We start from the raw sequence: 14,992 nt of genomic DNA, 5'->3' as shown, positions 1-14,992 counted from the left end.
CTATGAGGAAGTGGAAATGGTACTTTAGAAGATTATCAGCTATGAATAATAAAGAAATTTTACAAAGATTACAACGTGAACTCAAAAAAGCTAAATATAGAAAAAATATTTTTAAACAGAAATATTTAAAATTACCTAGATTTGTTACTAAACATAATGATTTATGGAAAAATAATTTTCAAATAAATGATAATAATATTAGAACTGAATTAAATAGTTTATTATTTGAATCAAATTTGTACCTGGGAACTATATATAATTTTTTAAACAAAGGCTATTATACGGCTAAAATAGATTGGAATTATGATGATATTAATTTTAAAAATGCGCCTTTAGAATTTGCCTTCGATATAAATTATAAAGATTTTAATATAGTCGGGGATATTAAAAACATTTGGGAAAAAAACCGTCATCAACATCTATCATTAGTAGCAGTCGCATATAAGTGTACAAAAGACAATAAATACGCCGAATATATTAAAGACCAATTAATTTCATGGGTTGAGCAAAATCCAATACTGTATGGTGTAAATTGGGCTAGCCCACTAGAACTTGGTATTCGCTTAATCAGCTGGGTGTGGATTGAGCGTTTATTAAGAGACTGGAATGGATATGATCAACTCTTCGGTTCTAAAGGGTTAATGTGGGAACCTATATACTGGCATCAAAAAATAATATCTGATTTTTATTCTATAGGTTCATCTGCTAATAATCATCTAATAGGAGAAATGGCAGGGTTATACATTTCTTCAACTGTATGGCCAATATTTAAAGAATCTGAAGAATGGCGAAAATTATCAGCTGATATTTTGGAACGAGAAATTGAGCTTCAATTCTTTGATTCCGGGTTAAATAAGGAGCAAGCATTTTCTTATCATCTTTTTGTAATAGAATTCTTATTGCTTGCAGCAATTGAAGGAGATCGCTTTGGTAAACCTTTTTCGAATAAATACAAATTAAAACTTCGTAAAGCGATAGAAATCATTCCATTTTTAATAGACACAGGTAATAATTTACCAAACTACGGAGATAGTGATGAAGGTTTAGCAATTTTGCTTCACCCCAAAAAATTTCCACGTATCAATTGGATTTTTTGGATTGCTAATATGTGGTTAAGCTCAGATCTACCTGTAAGTAACGAGCAAGGTTTATTAACTGCTAGAATAATTTATCCAGAGGGTTGTGTAAGCATAGCGAAATTGTCGAATATTTGTAGCAAAGATGTTAAATTCCATATTTTTGAAGATGCTGGATTATATATTTTTACTCAAAATAGATATTCTGAGAAGGAGATATTTTGTACATTTGATGCCGGGCCTATAGGTTATTTATCACTAGCTGCTCACGGACATGCAGATGCACTATCGTTTACATTAAGTGTTGGTGGCTTACCAGTGATTATTGATCCTGGTACTTATCAGTATAATGTTGACTTATATTGGCGGAACTATTTCAGAGGTACTAAAGCTCATAATACAATAAATATTGATGATCTGGACCAATCTGTTTCTGGTGGACCATTTTTATGGACTAAAAAGGCTAATGTGCAGGTTTTGAATTGGACAGAACTGCCAAATGGTGCTTCTATTACTGCTCAACATGATGGGTACTTGCGTTTACCTGGAAGGATAATTCATCAAAGAACATTTACTTTAGATAATAACAAGATCGAAATTATTGACAGGGTTTTAGGAAATGGAAACCATAAGGTGGAGTGGAGGTTACATTTTTCACCACATTGTAAGGCTGAGATTATTGATAACCAATGTCTAGTGAGTTGGAATAATGGCAAACTGATAATAGATTTAGACACACGGTTAAACTGGTTATTAGAGTATGGAGGCACAAATGCAGGCTGGTATTCGGAGGGTTTTAATTTAAAACAACCTATCTATACACTGATAGGTTATCAAAATTCTATGCTACCATTAGAAATAGGTTGCAGAATAAAGGTGATAAATAGTGGGACAAGCACGGATAATAGTATTGGGAAGTATGATTGACACCTTAACAATGGAAGAAAGTCTAACACGGGTGGAATATTTCATTGAGAATAAGATACCCGTTCAGCATGTAGTAGTCAATGCCGGAAAGATAGTTATGATGCAAGAAAATAAAAAATTACGTGAGATAGTAAACAGTTGTGCAATGATTAATGCTGATGGTCAAGCTGTGGTATGGGCAGCCAGATTTTTAGGTTATAACTTGCCAGAACGGGTTGCCGGTATTGACTTGATGATGGAAATATTGAAAATGGCTAATAGAAAAGGATACCGAATTTTTCTGTTAGGAGCAACAGAAGAGATAATACAAGCTACTACAAAAAAAATATTAAACCTTTTTCCGAACATTACAATTGCTGGTTATCGGAATGGGTATTGGTCTGAACAAGAAGAGAGCCAGGTAATTAAGATGATAGCGGATAGCAAGGCAGATATCCTTTTTGTAGGAATTAGTTCTCCTAAGAAGGAATTTTGGTTAGCCGAAAATATCGAAAAACTTAATGTTCCCTTTTGTATGGGAGTTGGTGGCAGTTTTGATGTAATTGCTGGCAAAACCAAAAGGGCTCCAGTATGGATGCAGAAAGCTGGATTGGAATGGTTTTATCGTTTTATACAGGAACCGCGAAGAATGTGGAAACGGTATTTAATAGGGAATAGTAAATTTATTTGGCTAGTACTAAAAGAGAAGTTTTTACAACTAACTAAAATAGGAGGCCCATCATGAACATCCTTGTCACCGGCGGCGCCGGCTACATCGGCAGCCACACCGTACATTACCTGCTCCAGCAGGGTCATCAGCCCATCGTGCTGGACAACCTAAGCACCGGCCATCGCCAGGCTGTACCGTCTACCGTCCCCTTTTACCATGGCGACATCGCCGACTCTGCTCTGGTCACCTCCATCATCGACCGGCACCAGATCTGCGGCGTCATCCATTTTGCGGCCAGCAGCCTGGTGGGAGAATCCATGATCGACCCGGCCAAATACTTTGAAAACAACGTCGTCAAAACCATCCTCTTCCTCAACACCCTGCTCAAAACCGGAGTCAAGCACCTGGTCTTCAGCTCCACGGCAGCCGTCTACGGCGAGCCGCGGCAACTGCCCATTCGGGAAGAGGATCTCACAGAACCTACCAATGTCTACGGTCAGACCAAGCTCATGCTGGAACAGGTCATGGCTCAATATGCCAGGACCTATGATTTTCACTATGCTGCTTTACGCTATTTCAATGCCTGTGGTGCCCTGCCTGATGGCTCCATCGGCGAGGATCATCAGCCGGAAACCCACCTGATCCCTTTGATCCTGCAGGTGGCTAATGGCAGGCGGGATCACATTACCATCTATGGCCAGGATTATCCTACCCCTGATGGCACCTGCATTCGGGACTATATTCACGTCCTCGACCTGGCTGAAGCCCATTTGCTGGCCTTGCAATACCTCTGGAATGGGGGAGAATCCGGGCCTTTTAATCTGGGCAATGGCCAGGGTTTCTCCGTTCAGGAGGTCATCAGCCTCGCCCGCCAGGTGACCGGTCATCCTTTGCCGGTACAGATCGGTCCCCGGCGGCCGGGAGATCCGGCCCGGCTGGTGGCAGCAGCGGAAAAAGCCAGGCAGGTACTGAGCTGGCAACCTCGCTACCCTGATCTGGCGGCCATGGTGGCATCAGCCTGGGCCTGGCATCGCCAGCATCCTGATGGATTTAAGTAGAACTTTTCATTAAGAAAGGAAATGGGAATGTTTGGACGGGGAAAATTGGTCTGGCTGGTACTGGGTTTTGGCTGGCTTCTTCTCATCTTCTGGTTTTCCAGTCAGCCCTTTGCCCTGCAGAGGGCTCTTTATTCTTCCTCCCTGCGGCATTTTCTTGCCCTGCTACCGGTACAGCTTACCTTCGCTGAAGCTGAATATCTTTTGCGCAAGTTTGCCCATGTAGTTGAATATACTGTCTTTGGTTTTATTCTCTTACGGGTGCTGGGCCGCTGGTGGCCAGCTCTGCTTTTCCTGCCTTTGATTGCTCTATTCGATGAGCTCAATCAGCGCCAGATCAGTGGCCGCCATGGCCGCTGGCAGGATGTGCTGCTGGACTTGAGCATTTTTTATCTTTTGGCTATATTTAATTATTGTAGAGCAAAATTCAGGCAGGAAAAAACAAAATCTAACAGAAGATAAAAAATAATACTGAGTTTTACAGGGGGGAGTGAAGAGGATGAAAGTGCGTAAAGCGATTATTCCAGCGGCAGGTTTGGGAACCAGGTTTTTGCCTGCTACCAAGGCCCAGCCCAAGGAGATGCTGCCTCTGGTGGATAAGCCCACCATTCAGTATGTGGTGGAGGAGGCGGTGGCTTCCGGGATCAAGGACATTATCATTGTCACCGGCCGGGGCAAACGGGCCATTGAGGACCATTTTGACCGCTCCATTGAGCTGGAGACTTTCCTGGAGGAAAAAGGCAAACTCGATTTGCTGAAAGAAGTGCGTTCCATCTCCGATATGGTGGATGTTCACTATGTTCGGCAAAAGGAGGCCAAAGGTCTGGGCCATGCCGTCTGGTGCGCCCGCCGCTTTATCGGCAATGAGCCCTTTGCTGTCATGCTGGGCGATGATATTGTGGTCGGGGAACCGCCCTGTCTGGCCCAGCTGCTGGAGGTCTATTACCAGACCGGGGAACCGGTGGTAGGAGTGCAACCGGTGCCTCTAGCTGATACCCGGAAATATGGCATTGTGGATGTGGAGCATACCGGTGGTAACTGCTTGCCGGTTCGGGACCTGGTGGAAAAACCTGACCCGGAGGTAGCTCCTTCCCGGCTGGCCATCATGGGCCGCTATGTCCTGACTCCGGATATTTTCCCTATCCTGGAGGCCCAGGAAACAGGGGTAGGGGGCGAAATCCAGCTCACTGATGCCCTGCGCAAATTGAACCAGAAACGGCGTATTCATGCCTGCATTTTCACTGGCAAACGCTATGATGTTGGGGATAAGCTGGGCTATATTCAGGCTACGGTGGAACTGGCCTTGCGCCGCGAGGATTTGCGGGAACAGGTGGAAAAGTATCTGGAAGAACTGGTGGAGAAGAAAAAGGTGCTGTTGTAGCCTCAATTTGAGGCTATTTTTTCTGCAATTTTTGCTTGGATTTCCTGGATGTGCTATAATAAAATTAAGCAGCTTAATCAAAAGGCAGTGATCAAAATGAACGAAGATGTTATTCAAGAAATGGTGAATGCCATTCGGACAAAATTTAATCCAGAGCAAATAATAGTATTTGGTTCATGGGCTAGAGGAGAAGCAAATGAGGATAGTGATATAGACTTTTTAGTCATTATGCCTGATGAAATACCAAATAAGAGATTTTTACAAATAGAAATCAGAAAAGCTCTAAGAGGATTTGCTATCCCTAAAGATGTTGTAGTTCTGAGTAAAAATGAAATCTCCAAATATAAAAATATTAATGGGTTAGTATATAAAAACGCTCTTGAAGAGGGTAGAGTTTATTATGGAAGATAACCTTATTTATACAAAATGGCTCAATTATGCAAATGAAGACATCCGAACTGCAAAAGCCATAATTAAAGAAGATTTACCAGCTAGAAATGCCTGTTATATGGCCCAGCAATGTGCTGAGAAAAGCCTAAAAGCTTTATTATTAAAATTTAAAATTCCTTTTAAAAAATCTCATGACCTGGCATATTTGGCAGAATTGTTACCGAGGGAATATGCAAACACCTTTTTAGAATTTGACCTTGAATGGCTCACAGAATGGTGTGTTGAAGGTCGATATCCGGGAGATTACCCGGAAGCTGATAGAGAGGATGCAATGTTAGCCATTAATATAGCCGAAGCAGTTTACCATTTAGCATATAAGATCCTTACAGAACAAAAAATAATTATTAGTTAGCCTCAACTTGAGGCTATTTTTTCTGCATTTTTTGCATTTTTTTGCTTGAAATTCCCAGAATTGAATAGAAAAATTCGCCAGAGTTTGGTATAATATTTCTAAATTAGTATCTAAGGAGGTAGCATTTTGGCAACAAAAGTTTTAGTTACCGGTGGGGCCGGTTTTATTGGCTCCCACTTGACCGAAGCTTTGTTGGAACAGGGCTATGAAGTAACAGTAGCAGACAACTTGAGCACAGGCAAGTTGCTTAATTTACCTCATAAAGGGGAAAATTTTCACAAACTTGACATCACCGCTCCCGAATTTCGGCAGCTGGTACGAGAACTCAAACCCCGTTATATCTTCCACCAGGCGGCGCAAATCGATGTCCAGACCTCCCTGGCTGATCCCATCCTGGATGCTAAAGTCAATATCCTGGGCACCCTCAATGTCCTGGAAGCCTGCCGCGAGGCAGGGGTGGAAAAGCTGATCTATGCCTCTTCCGCTGCGGTCTTCGGGGAACCTCAGTATCTGGGCATCGATGAAGCTCATCCGGTAGAACCCCTTGCTCCCTATGGCGTCTCCAAGCATACTCCTGAACATTACCTGGCCCTCTATGGCCAGCTTTATGGCCTGCGCTGGACTGCCCTGCGCTATGCCAATGTTTATGGTCCCCGCCAGGATGCCTCCGGTGAGGGCGGGGTGGTGGCCATTTTCACCGACCGCCTGTTAAAAGGCCAGGAGCCGGTGATTTATGGCGATGGCCAGCAGACCCGGGATTTCATCTATGTTGCTGACGTGGTAGCTGCCAACCTGTCCGCTCTGGAACGGGGCGATGGCGGGATCTACAATATCGGCACTGGACAGGCTACCAGTGTGCTGGAGCTTTACCGGACTCTGGCGGAGCTGTTGCGCGAGTCAGGAGAAAGGGAGATACCGCCCTGCCGGCTGGCTCCGGCCCGGCCGGGGGATATCCGCCACAGCTATTTTAATCCACAGCGGGCAGAACAGGAACTGGACTGGCGAGCCCGTTACAGTTTGCGTCAGGGATTGGAGCTGATGCTGGCATGTCTCAGGGCCGATTAGCCAGAGCAGCTGCCGGCATGGTGGTGGTCAGCCTGCTCAGCAAAGTGCTGGGGTTTGGCCGGGAAACGGTGATTGCTGCCCAGCTGGGGGCAACAGCAGCGGGTGATGCTTTCAAGGTGGCCTCCTTTATCCCGATGATGCTGTTTAACATCATCGCAGCTGCCCTGGGCAACACCTTTATACCCCTGCTAACTGAACTGGAAACCAGCCGGGGGGAGAAAGAACTAAACCGCTATGTCGCCAATGTCACCAACTCCATCACTGTTATTGCCCTGGTTTTCGCCGGGCTGGGCATGCTCCTCAATCCCTGGTTGGTGAAACTGATTGCACCCGGCTTTAAGGCCGAAACCTATCAGCTTACAGTGGAACTGGTCTACTGGTTAATGCCCTGTATTGTGCTGCTGGGCTTTATTGGCCTGACCACCGGTTACCTCAATTTCCGCCATGTCTTTGCCAGGCCTCTGCTGGGCGGGGTGGTATTTAATATCATCATTATCGCCGGCCTGATTTTGCTGGTGCCCTGGCTGGGAGTGCAGGGAGCAGTGCTGGCCTTGCTGCTGGCCTATGGCGGCCAGGTGCTCTACCAGCTGGCGGTAGCAATCAGGTACGGTTTTCGCTTTCGGCCTGTCCTGGACTGGCGGGAACCATACCTGAAGCGGATGCTCAAACTGGCGGTGCCGGTGATTATCGGGACCGCAGTCTGGACGGTATCTACCCTGGTGGACCGCATTTTTGCCAGCTCCCTGGCCGAAGGCAGCATTTCTGCCCTGGACTATGCTGCCCGGTTGAACAGCTTTGCCCTCGGTCTCTTTGTTTCTGCTATCGCCAGTGTCTATTTTCCTACCCTATCCCGGGCCGGTGCAGCCCGGGACTGGGGGGCTTTCAACGACCATTTGTTGCGGGCTATTAACATTAACATCTATATTATCCTGCCCATGGCGGTGGGATTGCTGGTGCTGGCTCAGCCCATAGTGCGGCTGCTCTTTGAACGGGGGGCTTTTGACAGCAGGGCTACAGCCATGACTGCCGAAGCGCTGGCCTTTTTGTCCCTGGGTTTGCTGGCTTTTGCCCTGCGGGAGATTTTTAGCCGGGCCTTTTATTCCCTGCAGGATACGCTTACTCCGTTGACTAACGGGATCATGACGGTGTTGCTGAACGTGGGCCTCAATGCGATCCTGGTCAGGCTGATGGGCCTGAGTGGTATCGCTCTGGCTACTTCCCTGGCTTCCAATCTGATGATCCTCTACCTGGGCTGGCGCTTGAAAGGCAAGGCGCCCCGGCTCAGCTACCGCCCTGTCTGGATAGCAGCAGGCAAAGGGGTGGTGGCAGTGCTGGCCATGGCCCTGGCTGTGAAGGGCTGCGACCTGCTGCTGGCCCGCTGGGGCAGTCAGCACTGGGGCCTGGTCCTGCGGGTAGGACTGGATATTGTCCTGGGGGCAGGGGTGTATTTTCTGGCTCTCTGGTGGTTAAAGGTGACGGAATTGCAGGAGCTTTTAAGCTGGGCGGGAAAAAAATTAAAAATTTCCTTCTTAAAGGTTTAAACTTTATGGCTTCTGCATATCCTATATAAGGGAACTTTTATTTAAAGGAGTTGGGAGTCGTGAAAGGAAAAGGCAGAAAACTGAAAAAACTCATTCTGGACATGCAAGGTCAACTGAGTGAACGTCTGGAAGCCCTGGCCGATGAGGAAAAGAAGCTGAAAAAGGCTTTGGAATATCTGGCCAAAGGCGTTGAAATTCTGGATGAGCTGGAAGAGGCTCAGGCCAGAAAGCGGGCGCGGACGCCGCGGGCCCATGATCCCAATTCACTGGGGGGCAAGGACCTGCGGGCCAAGGTGGTGGAAGTTTTGCAAAACTCCCCCATGCCCCTGGCGGCAGCCCAGATTCTGCAGAGCCTTACTGATCAGGGCCTGACTCCTCGTAGCAAGGATTTGCTCCTGGTTTATCTGGCTGAGATGGCCAAGCAGGGGGAAATCGTGCGGCCGCGGCGGGGTTATTACACTGTGCCTGAGGCTATGGAAAATGTCTAGGTTCTGGCAGTGGACAGCCATTATTGCCGCCCTGGTGCTGCTGGGCGGTTGTCTGGGCCGGCCGCAGGCCGGCTCACCCCCTGCTGCGCCTCCGAATACGGTGACCCGGGAAATCACTTTGTACTTTGCTGATATACAGGCGGAAAAGGTAACCCCGGAGCGCCGCCAGGTGCAGGTTGAGCCGGACCAGGCTCTGGTACCGGTGATTGTGCAGGAATTGATCAATGGCCCGCGGGTAAAAGGCCATTTTCCCACTATTCCTCCTGGGACCCGCTTGCTGGACTGGAAACTGGAAAAGGGACTGCTTACCCTCAATTTTTCCCGGGAGATTCAGGTCAACCATCCGGGTGGGACGGCCGGGGAAGCCATGACCATCTATTCCCTGGTTACCAGCCTGACTGAACTGCCGGAAGTGCGGGAAGTGCAGTTTCTGGTGGAAGGGGAAAAGAATGAAGCCATCTGGGGCCACGCTGATACCACCCGCCCGTTTAAACGCAATCCCGACATGATCGATAAACCCTGACAGGTCGAGGGAATCGACCTGTTTCTTTTTTATTGACCTGGTCCGGCTGGAATGCGTAAAATAGAGGCAGGAGGTATAAAACGATGTTTTTTCTCCTGGATTTTACCGCTCTGGCTTTGCTGCTGGAGGAAAGGCTGGAAGCTATATATATCTGGCGGGATTTCTGGGACCGGCTGGCCGGTCTGGGCCTGATGCTGGCTCTGGCCTGGTGGTTGCTGGCCTGGCGCTGGGGCTGGAGCTGGTGGCAGGCAGGGGCTGGTTTACTCTGGCTGGCCCAGGCGGGCTATCTGAAATGGCGCCTGGAGGGCCGGCGCCTTTCGCCCTGGTGGCTGGCGGCAGGTACCTGGCTGGCCCATGCGGGAAGGGGGTTTTGGGGCTGAAACAATGGGAAAAAATCGGACGTTTGTTACTGGCTTTGCTGGCCAGCTGGTACCTGACCTTGCTGGGACTGGTCATCTGGCAGGGGGAAAAGGCGCAACCTGGGCGGGGAGACGTGATCATCGTCCTGGGGGCCAAACTCTGGAATGGTAAGCCCAGCCCCATCCTGGCAGAAAGGCTGAAAGTGGCGGCAGACCTGTACCGGCAGGGGCTGGCGGGGAAAGTGATTGTCAGTGGCGGCCTGGACCAGGGCCAGAAACTGACCGAGGCTCTGGCTATGGCCCAGTGGCTGAGAGAACACGGTGTCAGGGCAGAGGATATTATTACCGATGAGGTTTCCACCAGCACCTGGGAGAATGTGCTTAACAGCCAGCGCCTGATGCAACAGCATGGCTGGCAGCGGGCCATACTGGTTACCAACAACTTTCATCTCTTCCGGGCGGGTCTTACTGCCCGGTGGCTGGGAATGACCTACTCCCTGGCGGCCGCTCCCATGCCTTTTGACTGGTGGACTGTCAGTAAGTATTACCTGCGGGAGCCTGTTGCCCTGACTTATTACCTGTTTTTTGTTTTCGGCAAAACCATTTAACCCCATGCACCGACAGTTCGGGGCCTTTTCTGCCAGTTTGGCCCTTTCGCACTTTAACTATCCGGGCAAATAACTATAATAAGGGTAGGATAAGATAGGGGGAAAAAGCTGTGCGCGTACTGGTAAAAGATATAATGACCCGGGGTGTTATCAAACTGGACAAGAACAGCACTTTGCAGGAAGTGGCCAAACTCTTTGCCGAGCGCATGATTGACGGGGCGCCGGTGGTGGAAAACAAAAAGGTGGCCGGGGTTTTAACCAAAACCCATCTTTTGCGGGCCATGGCCCAGGGACTGGCTCTGGATACCCCCATCGAAGCCCTGATGTCCCGCAATGTCATTACCATTAACCAGATGATGCCGGCCGAGGAGGCCATGGCTATCCCGGTAGGGCGATTGCCAGTGGTCAATGACCGGGGGGAACTGGTGGGCTGGTTGACCAGGACCGACCTGGCCAATGCCTTCAGTGAAAAATACAAATTTTTCACCCAGGATCTGATAGCTGTGCTGGATTCTTTGCCCTATGCCCTGGTGGCGGTGGACCGGGAGGGGCGCATTACCACCATCAACCGGGCTGCCTGTGAGCTCTGCGGAGTAGAGGCTGAGGATGCCCTGGAGCAGCCAGTTCAGGAAGTCTTTAACTGTCCTGATCTTTTGAAAGTAGCTAGAAATGGCATTGCTTTGTATAATCAAAAATTGCAGATCAATAACCGTCCCGTTCTGGCTAATTATTTTCCTGTTTTAGCAGAAGAAAAGTTGATTGGAGCAGTGGCTTTGTTGCATAATTTATAATAGAGAAACAGGAAAGGGGAGAATGAGGATGATCTTAAAAGGCTTAATCGGGTTGTTTGTGACAGGCTTTACCGCTTATGTGTTTGCGGCCATGCTCTTTATCCCTGACCGCAGCAGCAAGTTTTACCACAGATAAGCAAGGGAGCAGGGGTTGACCCTGCTGGCACTCCTCGCTATAATAAATGATGTTGAGCAAAAGTGGGCGTGTAGCTCAGCTGGGAGAGCACCTGCCTTGCAAGCAGGGGGTCAGCGGTTCGATTCCGCTCGTCTCCACCAAACTCAACAAAAACGAATAGTGGGGGCGTAGCTCAGCTGGGAGAGCGCCAGAATCGCACTCTGGAGGTCGTGGGTTCAAGTCCCATCACGTCCACCAATTTTTTTGGAGGGTTGTTTGTGCCCGAGATTGCCAGATTTTATGGTATCGTTATTAAAATGTTTTTTAATGATCATTTGCCTCCCCATTTTCATGCTATTTATGGGGAGAGGGTAGGGATGTTTGAAATTTCTACTCTCGAAATGATCGAAGGAGATTTACCTAACCGAGCAATAAAGTTAGTTAAAGAATGGGCTGAAAAATATCAGACTGAGTTAATGGCAATGTGGAATAATCAAGAGTTTCGTAGGTTAGAAGGTCTTGAATAAGGGGGTAGGGAGATGTACCCTAAAGTTAAGGAAGTTAAGGCTAGTTCGGATTATACCCTCTTAATTACTTTTGACAATGGTAAGAAAAAAATTTACGACTTTAGTCCTTTATTAGATCAAGACAATTTTTTAGACCTTAAAAACATAGCTCTTTTTAAAGCGGCTCAAGTAGATGCAGGTGGCTATGGCGTTACCTGGCCCAATGGGGCGGATATCAGTGAATACGCTCTCTGGGTCGACGGAAAGGAAATAATTGACTGAAGGCATAGGCCCTCAGTCTTTTTTTATTGTCTTTTTTTGTAACAGGTGCTAAGATAAATTTAAGAGCGAAGCAGAGGAGTGAACTAAATGAAAGAAAAATCCGCCTGGCTGGCGTTATTTATAAAAATCGGTCTTATACTTGCTATAGCCATTCTGGTTGCCAATCAATCGATAGTTTTGTTTTTGGCAAATCAAATCCAGGCCCGGGAAAGAGAGGATATAGCTGCTATTACCCGGGTGATTCAGCTGGCTATCCGCAACAGTGATGCTGCGGTGAAGGAAATTGAGCGGTCAGTGGATCTGCGCCTGTATAATGCTTCCCTGTATTTGGCTCGTGAACTTAAGGGGCGCCGGATTGAAACCATCAGCCAGCAGGAGCTGGAGCGCTTACGGGACAAACTGAAGTTAACCCATATCTCTCTCTTCGTCCGCCAGGGTGAGGATATTGTTGTCGCTAAGTCCACAGACCCCAAAGAGATAGGCCTCAGCTCCAAACACTGGGGTTACTGGTTTCAAGCTTTTAATCAGCTTTTTGCCTTAAAACAGGTGGATGTGGGCAAGGGCTTCTACTTGCCCTACTACTGGGCCGGGCCCGTCTCTCTCTCTGATGCCGATGGGAAGTACTACAAATATGCTTACTACTATGATGGTACCACTGCCTTCATAATCAATCCCTTTATTTCCGAACAGGAAATTAAGGCTTTAAGTGCTCATTCCCGGCCGGGTAAGCTGATTGAAAGCCTGCTCAATGCCAATGAACATCTGGTTGAAATTGCTGTCATCAATCTGCCGGCCTATCTCAATGACAAGCCGAAAGTGATTGAACCGGAGCGGGATCTGCCTGTCCTGTATGGGGCCAATAAATTCAGCCTGCCCCAGGACCGCACCTACTTTCGGCAGGTATTGAACACCGGGCAACCGGTACATTCCAGCTTTAAATATCAGGGCAAGGATTATGAAAAACATTATATTCCCCTGGACAACAACCGGGTACTGGCGGTGGTGGTAGACAAACAGCCCCAGCAAAAGCTGTTTGTCCGGATCAAGGGATTTTTGCTTTCAGTAACCGGGATAATTTATTTGCTGGTAATGCTTCAGCTTTATGGGCTCACTCGCCGTTACTGGTCCTTGCTGGTCATGGAGAAAGAACGGCTGCAGGTAGCTGAGGAGTTTAAAAGCCTGATTGGGGTTTTACCCAATGTCATCTTCAAACTAAAACGGGATGAAGCTGGTAACATCTACCCCACTTATAGTGAAGGTTCTACTGTCACTCAAGCGGGCATGGAAACGGCCAGGGTCAAAGGCCTAAAACTCGCCGATCATCTTGAGCCCAGGCTCTATTCCCGGATCAAGCCCTACCTGGATCAGGCCTTTGCCGGACAGGAAACGGAATTTCATATCGAATACCAGGGGAGGGTTTTTCACTGCCAGATTAAACCCATCTGGCGCGAAGGCCAGGTGGTGGAAATCGCCGGTTTTGCCACCGATGTTACGGAAAAATATCAGGCGGAGGAGAGAATCAAGTTTCTGGCCTTTTTCGACCAGGTTACCGGTTTGCCCAATCGGGCCCATCTAATGCAGCATCTGGAGACGGTGCTGGCCGATGGGCGTCAGGATGGCTTTACCGCTGTCTTGCTGATGGACCTGGACCGCTTCAAGGTGATTAATGACACTCTGGGTCATATCCGGGGGGATATGTTGCTGGTGGAGACGGCCAAACGCCTGCGCCGGGCCGTTGGCCCCGGCCATTTCCTGGCCCGCATGGGGGGAGATGAATTCATCCTGATTTTGCATCGTATCCCCAGCATCCGGGAAATCAAGCAGGTGGCCGAACGCATTATTGCCAGCTTTCAGGAGTCCTTTCAGATCGATAACCACCAGGTGTATATTACCACCAGTATCGGTATCAGTCTGAAACACATCCATGGGGACGATGCCGAAACCCTGCTGAAAAATGCGGACAGTGCCCTCTACCGGGCCAAAGCTAAAGGCAAAAACAACTACAAATTCTATGTTAAAAATGGACAAGCTGTGGAGCGTTTGCAGCTGGAAAATGATTTGCGCCAGGCCCTGGAACGGGGGGAATTTTTCCTGGTCTATCAGCCCAAGTTTTACGTTTGCGATGGCCGCCTGGGCGGGGTGGAGGCCCTGGTCCGCTGGCAGCACCCTCAGCGGGGTGTAGTAATGCCCGGGGAATTTATCGGGCTGGCGGAAGAAATGGGCTTGATCATTCCCCTGGGGGAATGGATTTTGCGCCAGGCTTTGCGCCAGCTCAAGGCCTGGGAAGAGGCGGGCTTGTCACCGGTCAAGGTTTCTGTCAACCTCTCCGGTGTCCAGTTTTACCAGAAGGACCTGGTGGTGCGGATTGCTGAGATTATAAGAGAAGAGGGGGTAGATCCATCGTTGCTGATTCTGGAAATTACCGAAACGGTGTCCATGCAGAACCTGGATTATACCCTTTCTGTGCTGAAAAAATTGCGGGAACTGGGGGTCCAGATTTCCATCGATGATTTTGGCACCGGTTACTCGGCCCTCAATTACCTCAAACGGTTCCCGGTTGACTATCTCAAGGTGGACCGTTCCTTTGTCCTGGATATCGGACGGGATGCCAATGGGGAGGCGGTGATCAAGACCATCATTGCCCTGGCCCAGAATCTGGGCCTCAAGGTGGTGGCTGAAGGAGTAGAGACAGAAGAACAGGTCAGGTTCCTGCAGGCACTGGGGTGCCATTTGGCCCAGGGTTACTATTACAGTAAACCGCTGTTACCTGTGGAGCTGGCCGACCGGTATCTGGCTCAGCCTCTGTCCGTATAGGACAGGGGCT

The 14,992-nt window shown here is 48.4% G+C and carries 17 protein-coding genes and 1 tRNA gene; all 18 read left to right on the top strand.

Annotated elements, in window-relative coordinates:
- Positions 1-2 precede the first annotated feature (2 nt).
- The 18 genes from B5D20_RS00215 (at position 3) to B5D20_RS00125 (ending at position 14,982) form a co-directional block, all read left to right on the top strand.
- Entirely contained in the window at positions 3-2,003 is a 2,001-nt protein-coding gene (locus tag B5D20_RS00215; RefSeq protein ID WP_078664205.1) for an alginate lyase family protein, read from the top strand.
- Positions 1,963-2,727 carry a WecB/TagA/CpsF family glycosyltransferase gene (locus tag B5D20_RS00210; RefSeq protein WP_242952028.1) on the top strand — a complete coding sequence of 255 codons (765 nt, stop codon included), beginning with the start codon at positions 1,963-1,965 and terminating at the stop codon, positions 2,725-2,727. The genes B5D20_RS00215 and B5D20_RS00210 overlap by 41 nt, the downstream gene beginning before the upstream one ends.
- The gene (gene galE / locus B5D20_RS00205) at positions 2,724-3,710 is read left to right on the top strand and encodes a UDP-glucose 4-epimerase GalE (RefSeq protein ID WP_078664203.1); all 987 of its coding nucleotides are present in this window, start codon (positions 2,724-2,726) and stop codon (positions 3,708-3,710) included. The genes B5D20_RS00210 and galE overlap by 4 nt, the downstream gene beginning before the upstream one ends.
- A 45-nt stretch (positions 3,711-3,755) precedes the next feature.
- Positions 3,756-4,169 (top strand): VanZ family protein, encoded by a 414-nt coding sequence (locus B5D20_RS00200; protein WP_159071815.1) that lies wholly within the window; start codon positions 3,756-3,758, stop codon positions 4,167-4,169.
- Positions 4,170-4,206: 37 nt separating this feature from the next.
- Positions 4,207-5,088: a UTP--glucose-1-phosphate uridylyltransferase GalU gene (gene galU / locus B5D20_RS00195; RefSeq protein WP_078664201.1), complete on the top strand. Its 882-nt coding sequence runs from the start codon at positions 4,207-4,209 to the stop codon at positions 5,086-5,088.
- A 96-nt stretch (positions 5,089-5,184) separates the two neighbouring features.
- Complete coding sequence (locus B5D20_RS00190) at positions 5,185-5,499, top strand: nucleotidyltransferase domain-containing protein (RefSeq protein WP_078664330.1); 315 nt, start codon at positions 5,185-5,187, stop codon at positions 5,497-5,499.
- Positions 5,489-5,890 (top strand): HEPN domain-containing protein, encoded by a 402-nt coding sequence (locus B5D20_RS00185; protein WP_078664200.1) that lies wholly within the window; start codon positions 5,489-5,491, stop codon positions 5,888-5,890. The genes B5D20_RS00190 and B5D20_RS00185 overlap by 11 nt, the downstream gene beginning before the upstream one ends.
- 126 nt (positions 5,891-6,016) lie before the next feature.
- Entirely contained in the window at positions 6,017-6,955 is a 939-nt protein-coding gene (locus B5D20_RS00180; RefSeq protein WP_078664199.1) for an SDR family oxidoreductase, read from the top strand.
- Positions 6,937-8,496, top strand: coding sequence for a murein biosynthesis integral membrane protein MurJ (gene murJ / locus B5D20_RS00175; protein ID WP_078664198.1), 1,560 nt, complete (start codon positions 6,937-6,939; stop codon positions 8,494-8,496). Before B5D20_RS00180 ends, murJ begins: the two co-directional genes overlap by 19 nt.
- Before the next feature lie 59 nt (positions 8,497-8,555).
- A complete protein-coding gene (locus tag B5D20_RS00170; RefSeq protein ID WP_078664197.1) occupies positions 8,556-8,984 on the top strand; it encodes a hypothetical protein in 429 nt (142 codons plus the stop codon).
- On the top strand, positions 8,977-9,507 hold the full coding sequence (locus B5D20_RS00165; RefSeq protein ID WP_078664196.1) for a GerMN domain-containing protein: 531 nt from the start codon (positions 8,977-8,979) through the stop codon (positions 9,505-9,507). Before B5D20_RS00170 ends, B5D20_RS00165 begins: the two co-directional genes overlap by 8 nt.
- A gap of 83 nt (positions 9,508-9,590) precedes the next feature.
- Positions 9,591-9,887, top strand: a complete 297-nt coding sequence (locus B5D20_RS00160; protein ID WP_078664195.1) for a hypothetical protein — start codon at positions 9,591-9,593, stop codon at positions 9,885-9,887.
- A complete protein-coding gene (locus B5D20_RS00155) occupies positions 9,878-10,474 on the top strand; it encodes a YdcF family protein (protein WP_159071816.1) in 597 nt (198 codons plus the stop codon). Before B5D20_RS00160 ends, B5D20_RS00155 begins: the two co-directional genes overlap by 10 nt.
- Before the next feature lie 110 nt (positions 10,475-10,584).
- On the top strand, positions 10,585-11,265 hold the full coding sequence (locus B5D20_RS00150) for a CBS domain-containing protein (protein WP_078664193.1): 681 nt from the start codon (positions 10,585-10,587) through the stop codon (positions 11,263-11,265).
- A 299-nt stretch (positions 11,266-11,564) separates the two neighbouring features.
- Positions 11,565-11,638: transfer RNA gene (locus tag B5D20_RS00140), tRNA-Ala, on the top strand.
- 20 nt (positions 11,639-11,658) lie between these two features.
- Positions 11,659-11,907: a DUF4160 domain-containing protein gene (locus B5D20_RS00135; RefSeq protein WP_078664192.1), complete on the top strand. Its 249-nt coding sequence runs from the start codon at positions 11,659-11,661 to the stop codon at positions 11,905-11,907.
- Positions 11,908-11,919: 12 nt separating this feature from the next.
- Positions 11,920-12,168 carry a DUF2442 domain-containing protein gene (locus tag B5D20_RS00130; RefSeq protein WP_078664191.1) on the top strand — a complete coding sequence of 83 codons (249 nt, stop codon included), beginning with the start codon at positions 11,920-11,922 and terminating at the stop codon, positions 12,166-12,168.
- Between the two features lie 87 nt (positions 12,169-12,255).
- Complete coding sequence (locus tag B5D20_RS00125; protein ID WP_078664190.1) at positions 12,256-14,982, top strand: putative bifunctional diguanylate cyclase/phosphodiesterase; 2,727 nt, start codon at positions 12,256-12,258, stop codon at positions 14,980-14,982.
- Positions 14,983-14,992: the final 10 nt, after the last annotated feature.

Source organism: Carboxydocella sporoproducens DSM 16521, from assembly GCF_900167165.1.
GTDB lineage: Bacteria > Bacillota.
This window is presented reverse-complemented; position numbering and strand designations above follow the sequence as displayed.

Excerpts from the sequence above, each read along its gene's own strand:
- B5D20_RS00215 (WP_078664205.1), top strand. The coding sequence starts at position 3 with ATGAGGAAGTGGAAATGGTACTTTAGAAGATTATCAGCTATGAATAAT.
- galE (WP_078664203.1), top strand. The coding sequence starts at position 2,724 with ATGAACATCCTTGTCACCGGCGGCGCCGGCTACATCGGCAGCCACACC.
- galU (WP_078664201.1), top strand. The coding sequence starts at position 4,207 with ATGAAAGTGCGTAAAGCGATTATTCCAGCGGCAGGTTTGGGAACCAGG.
- B5D20_RS00190 (WP_078664330.1), top strand. The coding sequence starts at position 5,185 with ATGAACGAAGATGTTATTCAAGAAATGGTGAATGCCATTCGGACAAAA.
- B5D20_RS00185 (WP_078664200.1), top strand. The coding sequence starts at position 5,489 with ATGGAAGATAACCTTATTTATACAAAATGGCTCAATTATGCAAATGAA.
- murJ (WP_078664198.1), top strand. The coding sequence starts at position 6,937 with ATGTCTCAGGGCCGATTAGCCAGAGCAGCTGCCGGCATGGTGGTGGTC.
- B5D20_RS00165 (WP_078664196.1), top strand. The coding sequence starts at position 8,977 with ATGTCTAGGTTCTGGCAGTGGACAGCCATTATTGCCGCCCTGGTGCTG.
- B5D20_RS00160 (WP_078664195.1), top strand. The coding sequence starts at position 9,591 with ATGTTTTTTCTCCTGGATTTTACCGCTCTGGCTTTGCTGCTGGAGGAA.
- B5D20_RS00130 (WP_078664191.1), top strand. The coding sequence starts at position 11,920 with ATGTACCCTAAAGTTAAGGAAGTTAAGGCTAGTTCGGATTATACCCTC.
- B5D20_RS00125 (WP_078664190.1), top strand. The coding sequence starts at position 12,256 with ATGAAAGAAAAATCCGCCTGGCTGGCGTTATTTATAAAAATCGGTCTT.